The following is a 21210-nucleotide window of genomic DNA, read 5'->3' as shown; positions in this document are numbered from 1 at the left end:
ACCGTGTTCGATATTGGTTTTGGTGAATTGGTATTGGTATTCGTGATCGGGCTGATCGTTCTTGGCCCGCAACGGCTCCCGCTTGCGGTTAAAACGGTCATGGGCTGGATCAGAGCGATTCGCTCGCTGGCCGCCAACGTTCAAAGTGAGCTGGCGCAAGAGCTGAAGCTGCAGGAGTTGCAGGACAGCCTGAAAAAGGTGGAGGAAGCTGGTCGGGGCACGCTGTCGCCCGAGCTTAAAGAATCCATGGAAGAGCTGCGTAAAACGGCTGACTCAATGAAGCGCTCGGTAAAGCAGAGCATTGATATTGAAAGAGACGAAGACGAAGCCAATACCATTCATTCTCCACAACAGACATCGACCGCTGATACGCTGCACCCGGTTACCCCCGCGACCAGTGAGCATCAGGCGCAGGCACCTGTACAGGCACCACCGGCGACACCTGAACCTGTTGCCTCTCAACCGACTGACAGCCGTGCTGAGCCCGCGCCGGTTCAGTCGTACCCTGCACCTGTACAGTCACCGCCGACGACACCTGAACCTGTTGCTTCTCAACCGACTGCCAGCCGTGCTGAGCCCGCGCCGGTTCAGTCGTATCCTGCGCCTGGGCTCGCCAGTGCACCGGCACAGTCGCCAGCGCGTGTCGATGCACAACCTGCGGTTAAGCCCGAAAGCGCTGCGCCGTCAGCAAGTTCAGTTTCTACTCCTTCTGCAAGTGATGAACGATAATGGCCGTTGAAGATACCCAACCACTTATCAGCCATCTGATTGAGCTGCGTAAGCGTCTGTTGAACTGTATTGGTGCTGTGCTGGTCATCTTTCTGGCCCTGATCTACTTTGCTAACGACATCTACCACGCGGTGGCATCGCCTTTGATTAATCAGATGCCTGCGGGTGCCAGCATGATCGCGACTGATGTCGCGTCACCCTTTTTTACCCCGATTAAGCTGACGATGATCGTGTCGGTGTTTCTTGCCGTGCCGGTTATCCTGTATCAGGTCTGGGCCTTTGTCGCGCCAGCCCTTTATCGTCATGAACGCAAGTTGGTCATGCCGTTACTGTTCTCCAGCACCCTGCTGTTTTACGTTGGCGTGGCGTTTGCCTACTTCATCGTCTTTCCGCTGGCTTTTGGCTTCTTCGCCAAAACGGCTCCGCAGGGCGTGACCATCGCAACAGACATCACCAACTATCTCGATTTCGTGATGACATTGTTTATGGCATTTGGTGTGGCGTTTGAAGTGCCGGTTGCGATTGTGCTGCTCTGCTGGACGGGCATCACTAACCCCGACGATTTAAAAAAGAAACGCCCCTATATTTTGGTTGGTGCGTTTGTTGTTGGGATGTTGCTCACACCGCCAGATGTTTTTTCCCAAACTTTGCTCGCTATTCCGATGTACTGCCTGTTTGAAGTCGGCGTATTCTTCTCACGTTACTATGTGGGGAAAGGCCGTCAGGCAGAGGATGAGGAAGATAACGCCGACTCCTGATGTCAGATCCAGCATCCCGCACAGGCGGGAGAGTCAAGTCAAAAACCGCCGCCAGGCGGTTTTTGTTTATGGTGTTAATGATAAAGAGTGAAAAAAATATGTTTGATATCGGTGTAAACCTGACCAGCACGCAGTTCGCCTCCGATCGGAAAAAGGTGATCTCACGCGCGCGCGAAGCGGGCGTCACCGGCATGTTGATTACCGGCACCAACGCGCTTGAAAGTCAGCAGGCGCAAAAACTGGCAGAGGCCCATCAGGATTATTGCTGGTCAACTGCTGGCGTGCATCCACATCATGCCAGTGAATGGTCAGCGGAGATTGCGAGCACGTTGCGCCGCCTGGCTGAGAAAAAAGAGGTGGTGGCAATAGGTGAATGCGGACTGGATTTCAATCGTAACCTGGCCGCTCACCAGCAGCAGGAGTATGCGTTTGATGCGCAGCTGGCGCTGGCCGCTGAGCTGAATATGCCCGTGTTTCTTCACTGTCGGGAAGCGCATGCGCGTTTTGCCGCCGTGCTTGAACCCTGGTTGCCTAAACTGCCTGCCGCCGTCATTCACTGCTTTACCGGCACGCGTGAAGAGTTAGCGGCCTGCCTGGAAATGGGGCTGTCAGTAGGCATTACGGGTTGGGTATGCGATGAGCGCCGTGGTATCGCGCTGCGTGAGATGTTGCCGCTGATTCCCGCCGATCGATTATTACTGGAAACGGATGCGCCCTATCTGCTGCCACGTGATATGCGCCCCCGTCCTACATCAAGACGGAATGAACCCTGCTTTTTGCCGCATATCCTGCAGCAGGTCGCAATCTGGCGCGGCGAAGATGCCGGGACGCTGGCAAAACAGGTGGATCACAATGCGCGTAAGCTGTTTAGGCTGATCTAAGCTTTGCGGAACTGCCGGTTGTCCACGCTGCGTACGACCTGTTTGTTCAGCAGATTCAACAACAGGATTGAGCGCGCTTCGCCATCCGGCTCTGAAAAAATCGCCCGCAAGCCTTCAAACGTTCCCTCGGTGATGATCACTTCATCACCGTTTTGCGGTGTTTCGGGATCGAGCAGCGTTTGAGGTACGTCGGTTTGTAACGCATCAATAACCACGGCAGGCACGGTAGCCGGCGTCGTACCAAAGCGGACAAAATGGCTGACGCCACGCGTGCTGCTTATGGTTGTGGTATGAATGGCTTCCGGATCAAACTCAATAAACAGATAGTTTGGAAACAGCGGTTCACTGACGGTAGTTCGCTTACCACGCACGATTTTCTCCAGCGCGATCATCGGACTCAGGCAATTTACGTCTTGCCGCTCAAGATGCTCTTTCGCACGCAATAGCTGCCCACGTTTGCAATAGAGTAAATACCAGGATTCCATAACTGCTCCCAATGAATGGACGCTAAGAATAGCAAACCTCCAGCCAGAGTTATAGCGCATTGGGGGTTGGAAAGCGGCGTTGCATGGAAAATAAACTAAGATTGTTCTGAATGGTGAGTACCACCGCATAAAGTGAATAACTGTGAATTATTCGCAACCAACGGGGCAAAAATTATTGCCGCAAGCCGCCTGATTGCCGTCAGTGACAGGTAAGGGAGAGGATGCGGTGCATAAAGCTCAACACATCCCCCACAATCAGCCCTATAATGACCCATTCACTCTGGCCGGAAAGTTGAAGCCGCATGAAATATCAGGATTTAAGAGACTTTATTGCGCTGCTTGAACAGCGTGGTGAACTGAAGCGTATATCGCACGAGATCGACCCCGAACTGGAAATGACGGAAATTGCGGACCGCACCTTACGAGCAGGTGGCCCGGCACTGTTGTTTGAAAACCCAAAGGGTTACGACATGCCCGTCCTGTGCAACCTGTTCGGTACGCCAAAGCGCGTTGCCATGGGAATGGGACAGGAAGAGGTCAGTGCACTGCGTGAGGTGGGTGAACTGCTGGCATTCTTAAAAGAGCCTGAGCCGCCGAAAGGCTTCCGTGACCTGTTCAGCAAAATTCCGCAGTTTAAGCAGGTGCTGAATATGCCCACCAAAAGGTTGCGCAATGCACCCTGCCAGGAAGAGGTTTTCAGCGGCGATGACGTCGATCTGACGCGGATTCCCGTCATGAAATGCTGGCCCGGCGATGCGGCTCCGCTGATTACCTGGGGGCTCACCGTAACCCGCGGTCCGCACAAAGAGCGGCAGAACCTGGGCATCTATCGCCAGCAGGTTATTGGTAAAAACCGCCTTATCATGCGCTGGCTTTCTCATCGCGGCGGCGCCCTTGATTATCTGGAGTGGACCAAAGCCCACCCAGGCGAGCGTTTTCCGGTCTCCGTTGCGCTGGGCGCCGATCCGGCAACCATTCTTGGCGCGGTGACGCCCGTCCCGGACACCTTGTCAGAATATGCCTTTGCGGGTCTGCTGCGGGGTAACAAAACCGAAGTGGTTAAATGCATTTCCAACGATCTGGAAGTGCCTGCCAGCGCGGAAATCGTGCTGGAGGGTTATATTGAACCCGGCGATATGGCCCCAGAAGGTCCTTATGGCGACCACACCGGTTACTATAATGAAGTCGACAGCTTCCCGGTTTTTACCGTTACGCATATTACGCAGCGGCATCAGCCTATTTATCATTCAACCTACACAGGACGTCCGCCAGATGAACCTGCCGTTCTGGGCGTGGCGTTAAATGAAGTGCTGGTGCCTATTCTGGTTAAACAGTTTCCGGAAATCGTCGACTTCTATTTGCCACCGGAAGGATGCTCCTACCGTCTGGCGGTCGTCACGATTAAAAAACAGTATGCCGGTCATGCCAAGCGCGTGATGTTTGGCGTTTGGTCATTTCTTAGGCAGTTCATGTACACCAAATTTGTTATTGTGTGTGACGACGATGTTAATGCCCGGGACTGGAACGACGTTATCTGGGCAATTACTACGCGAATGGACCCGGCGCGCGATACCGTATTGGTGGAAAACACGCCAATCGATTATCTTGATTTTGCGTCACCGGTTTCAGGACTGGGTTCCAAGATGGGCCTGGATGCGACAAATAAATGGCCGGGCGAGACAGAACGAGAGTGGGGCACGCCGATTGTTAAAGATCCGGCAGTCACTGCGCGTATCGACGCTATCTGGGATGACCTCGGTATTTTTGAACAGCCATCACAGCGTTGATGGCGCGCAATAACCATAAAGACGACCCGACAGAGGGAACGCATGACAACGTTAAGCTGTAAAGTAACTTCAGTTGAAGCGATTACCGACACGGTGTATCGCGTTCGTCTGATTCCGGAGGCGTATTTTAGCTTTCGTGCAGGACAGTATCTTATGGTAGTGATGGATGAGCGTGATAAGCGCCCGTTTTCTGTAGCCTCTACGCCAATGGAAACCGAAATCATTGAGCTGCACATCGGGGCGTCGGAGCTCAACCTCTATGCGATGGCCGTGATGGACCGCATCCAGCAAGACGGGCAAATCGTTGTTGATATTCCTCACGGCGATGCATGGTTACGTGAAGAGAGTGACAAGCCCTTGATTTTAATTGCGGGTGGCACGGGCTTTTCCTATGCGCGCTCCATTTTGTTGACGGCACTTTCACAGAAGCCCGACCGTGATATTGCGATCTACTGGGGCGGCCGTGAACTGAAACACCTGTACGATATGGATGAGCTAGACGCGCTGGCTATCAAGCATCCTAATCTCAAGGTGATTCCGGTGGTGGAACAGCCTGAAGCTGGCTGGCAGGGGCGTTCAGGTACCGTATTAACGGCAGTGATGCAGGACTTTACCACCCTGAGTGAGCATGAGATCTATATCGCCGGGCGCTTTGAAATGGCTAAAATTGCCCGCGATCGCTTCTGTTCAGAGCGTGGCGCAGTCGAATCACAGATGTATGGCGATGCTTTTGCCTTTATCTGATCGCACGCAGAAAGAAAAAACCCGCCCCTGACAGGCGGGTCAATCCCATAATAACGTCCCAACGTATCAAACGCGCTCAATCACGGTGGCGATGCCCTGACCCAGGCCAATGCACATTGATGCCAGGCCAAACTGCGCATCGCGGCGTTCCATAATGTTCAGCAACGTCGTACTGATACGTGCGCCTGAGCAGCCCAGCGGATGGCCCAACGCGATAGCACCGCCATTTAAGTTGACCTTCTCATCCAGTTTGTCTGACAGGCCCAAATCCTTAATGCAGGGCAGAACCTGTGCGGCAAAGGCTTCGTTAAGCTCGAAGATGTCAATGTCGTTCACGCTCAGCCCCGCGCGCTTCAAAGCCAGCTTGCTGGCGGGTACCGGACCGTAACCCATGATCGAGGGATCGCAGCCCACCACCGCCATACTTTTAATACGGGCGCGTGGTTTCAGGCCCAGTTCCCGTGCGCGGCTTTCACTCATAATCAGCATGGCGGCTGCCCCATCCGACAGGGCTGAGGATGTGCCTGCAGTGACCGTCCCGGTCACGGGATCAAATGCAGGTCGCAGTGCCGCAAGCCCTTCCAGGCTGGTATCTTCACGGATCACTTCGTCGAAGTCGTAGCGTTTCAGCACGCCGTCGGCGTCGTGGCCGTGTATCGCAACAATTTCATTTGCGAAATCGCCGCGCTGTGTCGCCTGCCAGGCACGTTGATGGGAGCGCAAAGCGAATGCATCCTGCTGCTCGCGACTAATGTGGTGCATGCGCGCCAGCATCTCTGCGGTTAATCCCATCATCCCTGCCGCTTTCGCAACAGTGCGCCCTAAGCCGGGATGAAAATCAACGCCGTGGCTCATGGGGACATGTCCCATGTGTTCGACACCGCCGATCAGACAGGCATGAGCATCACCGACCATAATGGCGCGGGCGGCATCGTGTAACGCCTGCATTGACGAGCCACACAGGCGATTGACTGTCGTAGCCGGGACGACATGCGGGATTTCTGCCAACAGCGCGGCGTTGCGGGCAATATTGAAACCTTGCTCCAGCGTTTGCTGTACGCAGCCCCAGACAACGTCATCCAGCGTTGCTGCATTGACCGCCGGCTGGCGGTTTAGCAGCGCCCGCATAACATGCGCAGACAGGTCTTCAGCACGCACGTGGCGGAAAGCGCCGCCTTTGGAACGACCCATTGGTGTACGCACCGCGTCAATAATGACTACATTTTCCATTTTTATTCCCTCAGGCGCTTCTGAACGCGGCTTCATCAATCGGTTTGACGGCGGGATACCAGCTTTCATGGTGGCGCGCTTTTTCGGACAAAAGGGCCGGTAGCGCATACAGACCGCCCAGTGCCGTATAGCGTTTCGCCTGGTCCACGACGTTACTGTTACCCAGCGTATCGAGATAACGGAAAGCCCCTCCACGGAATGGTGGGAATCCCAGACCATATACCAGCGCCATGTCCGCCTCGGCAGGGGAGGCAATGATTTTCTCTTCAAGGCAGCGGACAACTTCATTCAGCATCGGCAGCATCATGCGGTTCATAATCTCTTCGTCACTAAATATCCGCTTCGGCTGACAGGCAGGTTCAAGCAAGGCATCTACCTCAGCATCAGGCACTTTTTTGGGCTTTCCTTTTTTGTCTTCTTCCCAACGCCAGAAGCCTTTACCGTTTTTCTGACCAAAGCGTTTTGCTTCAAACAGAATATCGATAGCATCGCGATAATCCTTTTTCATTCGCTGTGGGAAACCATCCGCCATCACGCTTTGCGCATGATGTGCTGTATCAATCCCCACCACGTCCAGCAGCCAGGAAGGCCCCATCGGCCAGCCAAACTGCTTTTCCATCACTTTATCGATCTGACGGAAATCCGCGCCGTCTCGTAGCAACATGCCGAAGGCAGCAAAATAAGGGAACAGGACACGGTTAACGAAGAAGCCCGGACAGTCATTGACCACGATGGGGGTTTTGCCCATTTTACTGGCCCATGCCACAACTTTCCCCAGGGTGGCTTCGCTGGTTTTCTCTCCGCGAACCACTTCTACCAGCGGCATACGAGGGACCGGATTAAAGAAGTGCATCCCACAAAAGTTTTCAGGACGTTGCAGCGCCTGGGCCAGCTGGCTGATGGGAATTGTAGAGGTATTCGACGCCAGGATAGCATCGGCACGCATGTGTTTCTCAGTCTCCGCTAACACACTGGCTTTGATCTGCGGGTTTTCCACCACGGCTTCAACCACAACATCGGCCTGATCAAACCCGGAATAATCCAGCGTGGGCTGGATGGTCGCAATGACGGCGGCCAGCTTATTCCCGTCTATCTTGCCTCGTTCCAGTTGTTTGTTCAGAAGCTTACTGGCTTCATTCATGCCCAGGGTAAGCGCCTGCGGATTAATATCCTTCATCTTGACCGGCACGCCTTTCCACGCCGACTGATAGCTGATGCCGCCACCCATAATACCGGCGCCCAGCACGGCTGCCTGTTTGGGCGCCCCGCTTTCACTGCTGCGTTTTTTGGCCAGGCCCTTGATGTACTGATCGTTGAGGAAAATGCCCACGAGCGCGCGGGCCACGTCAGACTGTGCCAGAGGAACAAACGCTGCCGTTTCGAGTTTTAACGCATCGTCACGGCCTAATGCGGCTGCGGCTTCAATCGTCTTAACGGCAGTGATCGGCGCGGGATAATGTTTTCCGGCCGTTTGCATGACCATGCCTTTAGCGATTGTAAAGCTCATTGCGGCCTCGACAGGGCTCAGCTTTAACGGGGCTAATTTAGGGGCGCGACGTGCCCGCCAGCTGCCATCACTGGCTGCCGCTTTAAGCATCGTCAGCGCGGCATCGCGCAGTTTATCAGGGCTGACAACCGCATCCACCAGGCCAAGCTTCAGTGCGGCTAAACCGTCAATGTCTTTACCTGCCGCAATGATTTCCAGCGCGCTGTCAGCGCCTAACAGGCGAGGTAAGCGAACACTGCCGCCAAAGCCTGGCATAATACCCAACCTGGTTTCGGGTAAGCCTAAGCGGGCGGTTGGTGTGGCAACCCGCAAATCGGTTGCTAAAACGCATTCACAGCCACCGCCCAGCGCGTAGCCATCGATCGCGGCGATGGTGGGGACCGGCAAATCTTCCAGGCGATTAAAAATGCTGTTGGCGAAGGTCAGCCATTGGCTCAGCTTTTCCGTTGGCGCATCAAAAAGCGCCAGAAATTCGGTAATGTCAGCACCCACGATAAAGGCGGGTTTGGCTGAACTTAGCAGCACGCCGCGCAGATCGGCATGTTGCTCCAGCACGGCAATCGCTTCACCGAGGCTGGCGACGGTTTGTGTATCCAGCTTATTAACGGAGCCGGGGGCATCAAACACCAGCTCGACGATGCCATCATCCAACTGGTTAAGAGTGAGGTTAGCGCCTTGGTAGAGCATGTACGTCTCCTGAAACCGCGAAAGGTGATCTGGTCATACCAGATGATCGTGAGTTTGGGAGTGATGTTAATATTTTGCAAACAAGTCTTTGTTTATTTGCTAACAAGATCACAGCTGCGCTGAACCCGGCATCCGCATTTCGGCTGTGATAAACTGCGGCTTTTCTGGATACTGGAGAGGCGGCAATGGATTCATTGAAAAGCTTGTATCACGCGCATATCACTACTTTGCAACAACGTGCTCAGCAGGTATTAGCACGTCATAAACTGGATGCAATGCTGATCCATTCTGGCGAGTTGCTCACCGTGTTTCTGGATGATCATACCTATCCGTTTAAGGTTAACCCGCAATTTAAGTCCTGGGTGCCCGTGACACAGGTACCAAACTGTTGGTTGTGGATTGATGGCGTGAACAAACCGAGATTGTGGTTTTATTCGCCCGTGGACTACTGGCACAACGTTGAACCTCTCCCGCACAGTTTCTGGACCGATGACATTGAGATTGTCGGCCTGGCAAACGCGAATGCCATTGGCGATCTCCTTCCTGCCCAGCGTGAAAACGTGGCCTATATTGGCCCGGTGCCCGAACGCGCGGCACAGCTGGGTATCAACGCGGGGAATATCAATCCAAAAGGGGTGATCGATTTCCTGCATTATCACCGCAGTATTAAAACCGACTACGAACTCAGCTGTATGCGTCAGGCGCAAAAAATTGCCGTGGCCGGGCATCGTGCAGCGAAAGAGGCCTTTTCAGCGGGTCTGAGTGAATTCGATATCAATCAGGCTTACCTGACGGCAACCGGGCATCGGGATACCGATGTGCCCTATGGCAATATCATCGCTCTGAATGAACATGCCGCCGTGCTCCACTACACCAAACTGGATCATCAACCGCCAGCTAAACGCTACAGTTTCCTGATTGATGCCGGCGCGGAATATCAAGGTTATGCCGCCGACCTGACGCGCAGTTATGCCGCACAAAGCGGAACGCTGTATGCCAAAATGGTTGAGGCGATGAACGCGGAAGAGCTGGCTTTGATTGCCACGCTGAAAGCGGGCGTGCGCTACACCGATTATCATCTGCAAATGCATCAGCGTATTGCGAAATTGCTGACGACGTTTGATTTGGTCCACGGTATAAGTGAAGAGGCATTGGTCGCCGACGATCTGACGGGCCCTTTTATGCCGCACGGTTTAGGTCATCCGCTGGGTTTGCAGGTGCATGACGTCGCCGGCTTTATGCAGGATGAAAGCGGTACGCACCTTGCTGCACCTGCGCAATATCCTTACCTACGCTGTACCCGGGTGATCCAGCCGGGAATGGTGTTAACCATTGAACCCGGCTTCTATATTATTGATTCGCTGCTGGACCCGTTGCGTGCAGGTAAATTCAGTTCGCATTTTAACTGGCAGGCACTGGATGCGCTTAAGCCTTATGGCGGTATCCGCATTGAGGACAACGTGATTATCCATGCGAACCGCGTCGAAAACATGACGCGCGACCTGCACCTTGCCTGATGGAGGCTTTTGATATTCCTGCTCAGGCGCTGAGCGTCAGTGAAGAGACGATCAAGAAGAGCCGGTTTATTACGCTGCTGGCTCACACCTGTGGCGTGGAAGCGGCGCGTGCTTTTGTCCAGCAGGTAAAGCAGGATCATCCCACTGCCCGTCATCATTGTTGGGCCTGGGTCGCGGGTGCGCCCAACGACTCACAGCAGTTGGGCTTTTCCGATGATGGTGAGCCTTCCGGTACGGCAGGTAAACCCATGCTGGCGCAGTTAATGGGTGCCGATATCGGAGAAATTACCGCAGTGGTTGTGCGTTACTACGGCGGCATCATGTTAGGCACGGGCGGCCTGGTGAAAGCGTATGGCGGCGGCGTTCAGCAAGGATTAAAACAACTGTCGCGTCAGCGGAAAGTGCCGGTAAAGCAGTTTACCCTGCAATGTGATTACGGCCAGTTGAGTGATATTGAGCGTTTGGTGCAACGCTTTGAAGGCAGCATCACAGAAAGTGAGTATCTTGAGCGTATCTTTCTGACACTGGCGCTGCCTTATGGACAAATTGATGGATTCAAGCAAAATCTGTCAGACTTCAGCCGGGGTGCGTTAACGCTTCTTCCGCTTACACCATGATGTTCTTCTCTTTGATTAAAGGAACGGCTTAATGCACTTTCGCGCCATTACCCGCATTGTCGGTCTGTTGGTGATCCTCTTCTCGGTAACGATGATTTTACCCGGCCTGGTTGCGCTGATTTATCGTGACGGTGCCGGACGAGCCTTCAGCCAGACTTTTATGATGGCGTTGGTGATCGGTTCGTTACTGTGGTGGCCGAATCGTAAGAAGAAAACGGAGTTGAAACCCCGGGAAGGCTTCCTGATTGTTGTGCTGTTCTGGACCGTGCTGGGCAGCGTCGGTGCCATGCCGTTTATCTTCGCCGAGCAGCCGCATCTTTCCGTTACGGACGCCTTTTTTGAATCCTTTTCCGGCCTGACCACCACGGGCGCGACCACGCTGGTGGGGCTGGACTCCTTGCCCAAGGCCATCTTGTTTTATCGCCAGATGTTGCAGTGGCTTGGCGGCATGGGGATCATTGTGCTGGCCGTGGCTATCCTGCCGATTCTGGGCGTCGGTGGCATGCAGTTGTATCGTGCTGAAATGCCTGGCCCGTTGAAAGACAACAAAATGCGCCCGCGCATTGCGGAAACGGCCAAGACGCTCTGGCTCATCTATGTGTTACTGACAGTCGCCTGCGCGCTGGCCCTGTGGTTTGCCGGGATGCCTGCCTTTGATGCAATTGGCCACAGTTTTTCTACTATCGCCATTGGCGGTTTTTCAACGCACGATGCCAGTATCGGCTATTTCCAGAGTGGAACGATCAACACCATTGTGGCGGTGTTCCTGCTGATCTCCGGTTGTAACTACGGCCTACACTTCTCATTACTCAGTAACCGCAGCCTGCGGGCTTACTGGCGCGATCCTGAGTTCCGTATGTTTATCGGGGTGCAACTGACGCTGGTGCTGATTTGCACCATCGTCTTGTGGCTCCACAATGTGTATGACAGTGGCTGGCAAACGCTGAACCAGGCCTTTTTCCAGGTCGTATCCATGGCAACCACTGCGGGATTCACCACAGACAGTATTGCGCGCTGGCCGCTGTTTCTACCGGTGTTGCTGTTATGTTCTGCATTTATTGGTGGCTGTGCGGGTTCTACGGGCGGCGGTTTAAAAGTGATTCGTATTCTGCTGCTGTGCAAACAGGGTAATCGTGAACTTAAGCGCCTTGTCCATCCCAATGCGGTCTACACCATTAAACTGGGCAATCGCGCACTGCCGGAACGTATCCTTGAAGCCGTATGGGGATTCTTTTCGGCATACGCGTTGGTGTTCCTGATTAGCATGCTGGCGATTATTGCCACCGGCGTTGATGATTTTTCTGCGTTTGCTGCGGTCGCCGCGACATTAAACAATCTTGGCCCGGGTCTGGGCGTGGTCGCTGATAACTTCACCTCTATGAACGATGTAGCAAAGTGGATTTTGATTTCTACTATGCTGTTTGGTCGCCTTGAGGTATTCACATTGCTGGTGTTATTCACGCCGACCTTCTGGCGAGAATAACTAATAAGGATGCAGATGATGAAAGCGTTAATTCTCTTTTCGACCCGTGATGGTCAAACGCAAAAAATAGCTTCTGCTATCGCAGATGAGATCAAGGGGCAGCAATCTTGCGATGTCATCAATATCCAGGATGCAAAGGCCATTGACTGGCAACAGTACGATCGGGTGTTGATTGGTGCTTCAATCCGCTATGGCCATTTCCAGCCAGTGGTAAGTGAATTTGTGAAGCATAATCTGGCTGCGTTGCAGCAGCGCGTAAGCGGTTTCTTCTCCGTTAACCTGACGGCGCGCAAGCCAGAGAAGCGTACGCCCGAAACGAATGGTTATACCGTCAAGTTCTTAACGCAGTCGCCCTGGCAGCCTGATTGCTGTGCTGTTTTCGCTGGTGCGCTCTATTATCCCCGCTATCGCTGGTTTGACCGGGTCATGATTCAGTTAATAATGCGCATGACCGGGGGGGAAACTGATGCGACGAAAGAAGTGGAATATACCGACTGGCAGCAGGTACAGCGTTTTGCCAGGGATTTTGCACAGTTACCAGGCAAATCGTACTGAAATAACGCGATCTGGCGAAATTTGAGACGAACAGTAATATTTTTGCAATTAACCCTTGTCAGGCCGCGCGAACGCCCTATAATGCGCCTCCATCGACACGGCACAACGGCTTACGGAATGCGGTGTCGGGAGGTTCAGGAAACTGAGCCGCCGGAGAAAAACTTCTGAAAAAGAGGTTGACTCTGAAGGAGGAAAGCGTAATATACGCCACCTCGCGACAGACGGTTAACCCGCTGTTCGCACTGCTCTTTAACAATTTATCAGACAATCTGTGTGGGCACTCGCAGGATTGATATCAGCGTCTCCGGACGTAAAAAATATCAAGTCTCACGAGTGAACACATAATGAAATTCATTATGACGTTTTACAGATGAGCACCGCTGAACTGGTTTCAGCAAATCAAACTTAAATTGAAGAGTTTGATCATGGCTCAGATTGAACGCTGGCGGCAGGCCTAACACATGCAAGTCGGACGGTAGCACAGAGAGCTTGCTCTCGGGTGACGAGTGGCGGACGGGTGAGTAATGTCTGGGGATCTGCCCGATAGAGGGGGATAACCACTGGAAACGGTGGCTAATACCGCATAACGTCGCAAGACCAAAGAGGGGGACCTTCGGGCCTCTCACTATCGGATGAACCCAGATGGGATTAGCTAGTAGGCGGGGTAACGGCCCACCTAGGCGACGATCCCTAGCTGGTCTGAGAGGATGACCAGCCACACTGGAACTGAGACACGGTCCAGACTCCTACGGGAGGCAGCAGTGGGGAATATTGCACAATGGGCGCAAGCCTGATGCAGCCATGCCGCGTGTATGAAGAAGGCCTTCGGGTTGTAAAGTACTTTCAGCGGGGAGGAAGGCATTGTGGTTAATAACCGCAGTGATTGACGTTACCCGCAGAAGAAGCACCGGCTAACTCCGTGCCAGCAGCCGCGGTAATACGGAGGGTGCAAGCGTTAATCGGAATTACTGGGCGTAAAGCGCACGCAGGCGGTCTGTTAAGTCAGATGTGAAATCCCCGGGCTTAACCTGGGAACTGCATTTGAAACTGGCAGGCTTGAGTCTCGTAGAGGGGGGTAGAATTCCAGGTGTAGCGGTGAAATGCGTAGAGATCTGGAGGAATACCGGTGGCGAAGGCGGCCCCCTGGACGAAGACTGACGCTCAGGTGCGAAAGCGTGGGGAGCAAACAGGATTAGATACCCTGGTAGTCCACGCCGTAAACGATGTCGACTTGGAGGTTGTTCCCTTGAGGAGTGGCTTCCGGAGCTAACGCGTTAAGTCGACCGCCTGGGGAGTACGGCCGCAAGGTTAAAACTCAAATGAATTGACGGGGGCCCGCACAAGCGGTGGAGCATGTGGTTTAATTCGATGCAACGCGAAGAACCTTACCTACTCTTGACATCCACGGAATTCGGCAGAGATGCCTTAGTGCCTTCGGGAACCGTGAGACAGGTGCTGCATGGCTGTCGTCAGCTCGTGTTGTGAAATGTTGGGTTAAGTCCCGCAACGAGCGCAACCCTTATCCTTTGTTGCCAGCGATTCGGTCGGGAACTCAAAGGAGACTGCCGGTGATAAACCGGAGGAAGGTGGGGATGACGTCAAGTCATCATGGCCCTTACGAGTAGGGCTACACACGTGCTACAATGGCGCATACAAAGAGAAGCGACCTCGCGAGAGCAAGCGGACCTCATAAAGTGCGTCGTAGTCCGGATCGGAGTCTGCAACTCGACTCCGTGAAGTCGGAATCGCTAGTAATCGTGGATCAGAATGCCACGGTGAATACGTTCCCGGGCCTTGTACACACCGCCCGTCACACCATGGGAGTGGGTTGCAAAAGAAGTAGGTAGCTTAACCTCCGGGAGGGCGCTTACCACTTTGTGATTCATGACTGGGGTGAAGTCGTAACAAGGTAACCGTAGGGGAACCTGCGGTTGGATCACCTCCTTACCTGAAGATACCTTCCCGCGAAGTGCTCACACAGATTGTCTGATAGAAAGTAACGAGCAGAAAAAACCTCTACAGGCTTGTAGCTCAGGTGGTTAGAGCGCACCCCTGATAAGGGTGAGGTCGGTGGTTCAAGTCCACTCAGGCCTACCAAATTCGTCTCATGCTGCGTTATGTTTCCGGCTCGCATAGTTCACTATGCTTCGCGAAAACATGCCTTGCCTGAGCACGAATTACATTTCTCATGAAGTGTACTCGGTTGAGTGGTAGTAGTGGTCTCTGCAGTAACTGTATGGGGCTATAGCTCAGCTGGGAGAGCGCCTGCCTTGCACGCAGGAGGTCAGCGGTTCGATCCCGCTTAGCTCCACCATACTGATATTACTGTATTTCTGAAAAATACTTCAGAGCGTACCGGCAACGGTGTGCTGCGAAGTATTATGCTCTTTAACAATCCGGAACAAGCTGAAAATTTGAAACGACACATGGTCGCATTCTTCCGTAATAAAGAATGATGACGTGTGTTCGAGTCTCTCAAAAGCTTACAGCTTACAAGCTAACTGTTATGCAGTAGCGCGCGAGCAGTGAAGAAAGCAAGGCGCGTCGGCGCGCAGCCAGCGGAACGTACTGAAGTACGTGAGCATGGCGAGCACCGCGCAACGACGCATTCTTTACGCGCAGCCGTTACGGTAATACAGATAAACGCCTGTGGGTTGTGAGGTTAAGCGACTAAGCGTACACGGTGGATGCCCTGGCAGTCAGAGGCGATGAAGGGCGTGCTAATCTGCGAAAAGCGCCGGTAAGGTGATATGAACCGCAACAACCGGCGATACCCGAATGGGGAAACCCAGTGTGATTCGTCACACTATCATGCAGTGAATACATAGCTGTATGAGGCGAACCGGGGGAACTGAAACATCTAAGTACCCCGAGGAAAAGAAATCAACCGAGATTCCCCCAGTAGCGGCGAGCGAACGGGGAGGAGCCCAGAACCATCATCAGCTTGTGCATCAGTGGAAGCGTCTGGAAAGTCGCAGGGTACAGGGTGATACTCCCGTACACAAAGGTGCACAGGTTGTGAGTTCGATGAGTAAGGCGGGACACGTGGTATCCTGTCTGAATATGGGGGGACCATCCTCCAAGGCTAAATACTCCTGACTGACCGATAGTGAACCAGTACCGTGAGGGAAAGGCGAAAAGAACCCCGGCGAGGGGAGTGAAACAGAACCTGAAACCGTGTACGTACAAGCAGTGGGAGCCTTCTTAACGGGGGTGACTGCGTACCTTTTGTATAATGGGTCAGCGACTTATATTCTGTAGCAAGGTTAACCGTATAGGGGAGCCGCAGGGAAACCGAGTCTTAACTGGGCGTTAAGTTGCAGGGTATAGACCCGAAACCCGGTGATCTAGCCATGGGCAGGTTGAAGGTTGGGTAACACTAACTGGAGGACCGAACCGACTAATGTTGAAAAATTAGCGGATGACCTGTGGCTGGGGGTGAAAGGCCAATCAAACCGGGAGATAGCTGGTTCTCCCCGAAAGCTATTTAGGTAGCGCCTCGTGAACTCATCTCCGGGGGTAGAGCACTGTTTCGGCTAGGGGGCCATCCCGGCTTACCAACCCGATGCAAACTGCGAATACCGGAGAATGTTATCACGGGAGACACACGGCGGGTGCTAACGTCCGTCGTGAAGAGGGAAACAACCCAGACCGCCAGCTAAGGTCCCAAAGTCATGGTTAAGTGGGAAACGATGTGGGAAGGCACAGACAGCCAGGATGTTGGCTTAGAAGCAGCCATCATTTAAAGAAAGCGTAATAGCTCACTGGTCGAGTCGGCCTGCGCGGAAGATGTAACGGGGCTAAACCATGCACCGAAGCTGCGGCAGCGACACTATGTGTTGTTGGGTAGGGGAGCGTTCTGTAAGCCGTTGAAGGTGTGCTGTGAGGCATGCTGGAGGTATCAGAAGTGCGAATGCTGACATAAGTAACGATAAACAAGGTGAAAAACCTTGTCGCCGGAAGACCAAGGGTTCCTGTTCAACGTTAATCGGAGCAGGGTGAGTCGACCCCTAAGGCGAGGCCGAAAGGCGTAGTCGATGGGAAACAGGTTAATATTCCTGTACTTGGTGTTACTGCGAAGGGGGGACGGAGAAGGCTATATCAGCCGGGCGACGGTTGTCCCGGTTTAAGCGTGTAGGTGTGTGTTCCAGGCAAATCCGGTTCACTTTACACTGAGGCGTGACGACGAGGCACTACGGTGCTGAAGTGATAAATGCCCTGCTTCCAGGAAAAGTCTCTAAGCATCAGGTAACACAAAATCGTACCCCAAACCGACACAGGTGGTCAGGTAGAGAATACCAAGGCGCTTGAGAGAACTCGGGTGAAGGAACTAGGCAAAATGGTGCCGTAACTTCGGGAGAAGGCACGCTGCCACCAGGTGAAGTCACTTGCTGACGGAGCCGAAGGCAGTCGAAGATACCAGCTGGCTGCAACTGTTTATTAAAAACACAGCACTGTGCAAACACGAAAGTGGACGTATACGGTGTGACGCCTGCCCGGTGCCGGAAGGTTAATTGATGGGGTTAAGCGCAAGCTGAAGCTCTTGATCGAAGCCCCGGTAAACGGCGGCCGTAACTATAACGGTCCTAAGGTAGCGAAATTCCTTGTCGGGTAAGTTCCGACCTGCACGAATGGCGTAATGATGGCCAGGCTGTCTCCACCCGAGACTCAGTGAAATTGAAATCGCTGTGAAGATGCAGTGTACCCGCGGCAAGACGGAAAGACCCCGTGAACCTTTACTACAGCTTGACACTGAACACTGAGCCTTGATGTGTAGGATAGGTGGGAGGCTTTGAAGCGTGGACGCCAGTCTGCGTGGAGCCATCCTTGAAATACCACCCTTTAATGTTTGGTGTTCTAACGTAGGCCCGTAATCCGGGCTGCGGACAGTGTCTGGTGGGTAGTTTGACTGGGGCGGTCTCCTCCTAAAGAGTAACGGAGGAGCACGAAGGTTGGCTAATCCTGGTCGGACATCAGGAGGTTAGTGCAATGGCATAAGCCAGCTTGACTGCGAGAGTGACGGCTCGAGCAGGTGCGAAAGCAGGTCATAGTGATCCGGTGGTTCTGAATGGAAGGGCCATCGCTCAACGGATAAAAGGTACTCCGGGGATAACAGGCTGATACCGCCCAAGAGTTCATATCGACGGCGGTGTTTGGCACCTCGATGTCGGCTCATCACATCCTGGGGCTGAAGTAGGTCCCAAGGGTACGGCTGTTCGCCGTTTAAAGTGGTACGCGAGCTGGGTTTAGAACGTCGTGAGACAGTTCGGTCCCTATCTGCCGTGGGCGCTGGAGAATTGAGGGGGGTTGCTCCTAGTACGAGAGGACCGGAGTGAACGCACCGCTGGTGTCCGGGTTGTCACGCCAGTGGCACTGCCCGGTAGCTAAGTGCGGAAAAGATAAGTGCTGAAAGCATCTAAGCACGAAACTTGCCCCGAGATGAGTTCTCCCTGACCCTTTAAGGGTCCTGAAGGGACGTTGAAGACGACGACGTTGATAGGCCGGGTGTGTAAGCGCAGCGATGCGTTGAGCTTACCGGTACTAATGACCCGTGAGGCTTAACCTTACAACGCCAGAGGCGTTTTGGTTGAGAGACGAATTAAATTTTCAGCATTGTTTACCGGAAAAGCATTTAGTTCTGTTCTGCGGACGAGAGTCCGAAGGATTTTGCGCTGAAGCAAGGCGGCGTGTAAGACGATGTGAAGGAGCATACTGAAGTATGTGACTGAGCAGCGCGCGCACAGCCAACGCAGCAGCAGCGTAAAAGACACAGGACAGAGCACAAAGAATTTGCCTGGCGGCTGTAGCGCGGTGGTCCCACCTGACCCCATGCCGAACTCAGAAGTGAAACGCCGTAGCGCCGATGGTAGTGTGGGGTCTCCCCATGCGAGAGTAGGGAACTGCCAGGCATCAAACAAGTGAAGAAGCCCTGAACGAAAGTTCAGGGCTTTTTTACGTGCGTAACCGGTGAAAAGCGGGTCTTCAAGATCGCTCCTCCTGCTTTATTGCCTTCTGCACATAGCCATTCTTATCCTCATATGTAACACAACCGCAAAATCATCCTGTATTACCCTGCTTGTACCTGCTCAATTCGCTCTGTTCCCGCTGCTATTGAGATTATTCAAGAGCAACAGCATCCCAGAAAGCCATTCACCGCACGCAATTTCCCCCGCATTATCGTTGTGATGCGGTAAACTACGGCCAGATTAACCAGTTAAGGCCGTCTCATGTCCAGTTCGAACACCTCATTAAAAGCCGACAATACGCTGGGGCTTGATGTCAGCGCAAAAACACGCATTGTCGCCGAAACGCCTGAAGCGATACTTTCAGCCTGGCAAATGAGCCAGCACAATCAGCAACCTTTTTTGGTCCTTGGGGAAGGCAGCAACGTGCTGTTCCTTGAAGACTTCGCGGGCATTGTCGTGATCAACCGTATCAAAGGGGTTGAGATCCGCGATGAGAATGAGAGCTGGAAACTGCATGTTGGGGCGGGTGAGAACTGGCATCAACTGGTGAAAACTACGCTGGAGAAAGGGATTTCTGGCCTGGAAAACCTTGCGCTCATTCCTGGAATGGTGGGATCAGCACCTATCCAGAATATTGGCGCTTATGGGGTAGAGTTAAAAGATGTATGTGAGTACGTCGACGTGCTGAATTTGCATACCGGCATCACGCAACGCCTGAGCCGGGAGGCGTGCCAGTTTGGTTACCGTGACAGTATTTTCAAACACCAGTACCAGTCAGGCTATACGATTATTGCCGTCGGTTTCTCATTAAAAAAACACTGGCAGCCCGTCCTCACCTATGGTGATTTAAAAACGCTGAATCCTGCGACGGCAAATGCCTGGGATGTCTTCCATGCGGTCTGCCATATGCGACAGAGTAAATTACCGGATCCGAAAATAACCGGTAACGTGGGCAGTTTTTTTAAAAACCCGGTGATAACAGGCCCCCAGGCCGCTGCGTTGCTGAATGAGTACCCAACGATGCCACATTACCCTCAGCCTACAGGTGATATTAAACTTGCAGCAGGCTGGCTTATCGATCAATGCCAGCTCAAAGGCTACCGGATTGGCGGTGCGGAAGTTCACCAGCAGCAGGCTTTAGTGCTAATCAATGCTGGAAATGCCACACCTGATGACATTGTCGCTCTGGCAAAAAGCGTGCGCGCACACGTAGGTGAAAAATTTAATGTCTGGCTGGAGCCAGAAGTCCGTTTCATTAAGGCACAAGGTGAATGCAACGCTGTAGAGGTAATCTCATGAAGGATCACAGCGTACCATTGAAATTAATCGATATCCTGGCAGATGGCGAATTTCACTCTGGTGAGCAGCTAGGAGAAACGCTTGGCATGAGCCGTGCGGCGATTAATAAGCATATTCAAACGCTGAAAAGTTGGGGCCTTGACGTGTATACCGTGACGGGTAAAGGCTACAGTTTCCCTGCACCGCTTCAGTTACTGAATGAACAAGAGATTCTTGCTCAGCTGTCCCAGCCTGATATTGCAGTCATACCAGTGATTGATTCAACGAATCAGTATTTACTCGAACGCATGAATTCACTGCCCTCAGGATCGGTCTGTGTTGCTGAATATCAGCAAGCAGGGCGAGGACGACGTGGGCGGCACTGGTTTTCGCCTTTTGGTGCCAACCTCTATATGTCTATGTACTGGCGTCTGGAACAGGGACCGGCTGCTGCAATGGGGCTCAGTCTGGTGATTGGTATCATTATGGCAGAGACCCTGCAGTCGCTGGGTGCCCAAGACGTACGGGTGAAATGGCCCAACGATATTTACCTTAATGACAGAAAGTTAGCAGGTATTTTAGTCGAATTAACCGGTAAAACCGGCGATGCCGCTCATATTGTCATTGGTGCCGGAATAAATCTGGCGATGAGAAATGCCGAAGCAGCCCAGATTAATCAGGGCTGGATTAATTTGCAGGAAGCTGGCGTAACCATTAATCGTAACGAGCTTGCGGCAAAACTGATCAATCGCCTGCGTGAAGCATTACCCGTATTTGAGCAGGAGGGCTTAGTCCCCTTTGTCGCGCGCTGGGCTGAACTGGATAACTTCATTAATCGCCCGGTGAAATTACTGATTGGCGAACGAGAAGTGCACGGCATCGCTCGCGGTATTGATAACCAGGGTGGTTTGCGGCTTGAACAAGACGGGATAATTAAATCGTGGGTCGGGGGAGAAATATCGCTTCGACCGCTTTGAGGAATATAT

The 21210-nt window shown here is 53.1% G+C and carries 14 protein-coding genes, 2 tRNA genes and 3 rRNA genes; 16 read left to right on the top strand and 3 right to left on the bottom strand.

Annotated features, from left to right (window positions below; all coding sequences use genetic code 11):
• Nucleotides 1-3 precede the first annotated feature (3 nt).
• From tatB to tatD, 3 genes are all read left to right on the top strand, one after another.
• Nucleotides 4-729, top strand: coding sequence for a Sec-independent protein translocase protein TatB (gene tatB, locus QNH99_RS20790; protein ID WP_410517148.1), 726 nt, complete (start codon nt 4-6; stop codon nt 727-729).
• A complete protein-coding gene (tatC, locus tag QNH99_RS20785) occupies nt 729-1487 on the top strand; it encodes a Sec-independent protein translocase subunit TatC (RefSeq protein WP_063877927.1) in 759 nt (252 codons plus the stop codon). Before tatB ends, tatC begins: the two co-directional genes overlap by 1 nt.
• Before the next feature lie 98 nt (nt 1488-1585).
• On the top strand, nt 1586-2368 hold the full coding sequence (gene tatD / locus QNH99_RS20780) for a 3'-5' ssDNA/RNA exonuclease TatD (protein ID WP_063881075.1): 783 nt from the start codon (nt 1586-1588) through the stop codon (nt 2366-2368).
• Here the strand turns inward: tatD and rfaH are convergent.
• A complete protein-coding gene (rfaH, locus tag QNH99_RS20775) occupies nt 2365-2853 on the bottom strand; it encodes a transcription/translation regulatory transformer protein RfaH (RefSeq protein ID WP_063877928.1) in 489 nt (162 codons plus the stop codon). The two genes, tatD and rfaH, sit on opposite strands and share 4 nt — an antisense overlap.
• Nucleotides 2854-3155: 302 nt before the next feature.
• On the opposite strand from rfaH, the gene ubiD reads away from it, so the two are divergent.
• Both ubiD and fre read left to right on the top strand, forming a co-directional pair.
• Complete coding sequence (gene ubiD / locus QNH99_RS20770; protein WP_096012949.1) at nt 3156-4640, top strand: 4-hydroxy-3-polyprenylbenzoate decarboxylase; 1485 nt, start codon at nt 3156-3158, stop codon at nt 4638-4640.
• 42 nt (nt 4641-4682) lie between these two features.
• A complete protein-coding gene (fre, locus tag QNH99_RS20765) occupies nt 4683-5384 on the top strand; it encodes an NAD(P)H-flavin reductase (RefSeq protein WP_410517147.1) in 702 nt (233 codons plus the stop codon).
• A 66-nt stretch (nt 5385-5450) separates the two neighbouring features.
• Here fre and fadA read toward each other — a convergent pair whose 3' ends face one another.
• Both fadA and fadB read right to left on the bottom strand, forming a co-directional pair.
• Nucleotides 5451-6614: an acetyl-CoA C-acyltransferase FadA gene (fadA, locus tag QNH99_RS20760; protein ID WP_109717884.1), complete on the bottom strand. Its 1164-nt coding sequence runs from the start codon at nt 6612-6614 to the stop codon at nt 5451-5453.
• Between the two features lie 10 nt (nt 6615-6624).
• Nucleotides 6625-8808 carry a fatty acid oxidation complex subunit alpha FadB gene (gene fadB / locus QNH99_RS20755; RefSeq protein WP_096012950.1) on the bottom strand — a complete coding sequence of 728 codons (2184 nt, stop codon included), beginning with the start codon at nt 8806-8808 and terminating at the stop codon, nt 6625-6627.
• 185 nt (nt 8809-8993) lie between these two features.
• Here fadB and pepQ point away from each other — a divergent pair, with 185 nt between their 5' ends.
• From pepQ to birA, 11 genes are all read left to right on the top strand, one after another.
• Complete coding sequence (gene pepQ, locus QNH99_RS20750; RefSeq protein ID WP_109717882.1) at nt 8994-10325, top strand: Xaa-Pro dipeptidase; 1332 nt, start codon at nt 8994-8996, stop codon at nt 10323-10325.
• Nucleotides 10325-10942 (top strand): IMPACT family protein, encoded by a 618-nt coding sequence (locus QNH99_RS20745; RefSeq protein ID WP_410517146.1) that lies wholly within the window; start codon nt 10325-10327, stop codon nt 10940-10942. Before pepQ ends, QNH99_RS20745 begins: the two co-directional genes overlap by 1 nt.
• A gap of 31 nt (nt 10943-10973) precedes the next feature.
• Nucleotides 10974-12425, top strand: a complete 1452-nt coding sequence (trkH, locus tag QNH99_RS20740) for a Trk system potassium transporter TrkH (RefSeq protein WP_063877935.1) — start codon at nt 10974-10976, stop codon at nt 12423-12425.
• An 18-nt stretch (nt 12426-12443) separates the two neighbouring features.
• On the top strand, nt 12444-12980 hold the full coding sequence (gene hemG, locus QNH99_RS20735; RefSeq protein ID WP_063877936.1) for a menaquinone-dependent protoporphyrinogen IX dehydrogenase: 537 nt from the start codon (nt 12444-12446) through the stop codon (nt 12978-12980).
• Between the two features lie 407 nt (nt 12981-13387).
• Nucleotides 13388-14927, top strand: a 16S ribosomal RNA gene (locus QNH99_RS20730).
• A gap of 73 nt (nt 14928-15000) precedes the next feature.
• Nucleotides 15001-15077, top strand: a tRNA-Ile gene (locus tag QNH99_RS20725).
• A gap of 141 nt (nt 15078-15218) precedes the next feature.
• Nucleotides 15219-15294: transfer RNA gene (locus QNH99_RS20720), tRNA-Ala, on the top strand.
• Nucleotides 15295-15640: 346 nt separating this feature from the next.
• Nucleotides 15641-18546 (top strand): 23S ribosomal RNA (locus QNH99_RS20715).
• A gap of 227 nt (nt 18547-18773) precedes the next feature.
• Nucleotides 18774-18889, top strand: a 5S ribosomal RNA gene (gene rrf, locus QNH99_RS20710).
• Together the 16S, 23S and 5S rRNA genes with 2 tRNA genes alongside form the textbook arrangement of a ribosomal RNA operon.
• Nucleotides 18890-19207: 318 nt before the next feature.
• The gene (murB, locus tag QNH99_RS20705; protein ID WP_109718363.1) at nt 19208-20245 is read left to right on the top strand and encodes a UDP-N-acetylmuramate dehydrogenase; all 1038 of its coding nucleotides are present in this window, start codon (nt 19208-19210) and stop codon (nt 20243-20245) included.
• Entirely contained in the window at nt 20242-21201 is a 960-nt protein-coding gene (gene birA / locus QNH99_RS20700) for a bifunctional biotin--[acetyl-CoA-carboxylase] ligase/biotin operon repressor BirA (RefSeq protein WP_096011184.1), read from the top strand. Before murB ends, birA begins: the two co-directional genes overlap by 4 nt.
• Nucleotides 21202-21210: the final 9 nt, after the last annotated feature.

It is taken from the genome of Pantoea allii (assembly GCF_046529425.1).
Lineage (GTDB): Bacteria > Pseudomonadota > Gammaproteobacteria > Enterobacterales > Enterobacteriaceae > Pantoea > Pantoea allii.
Note: the sequence above shows the minus strand (reverse complement) of the source record. Positions and strands in the feature narration are given on the sequence as shown.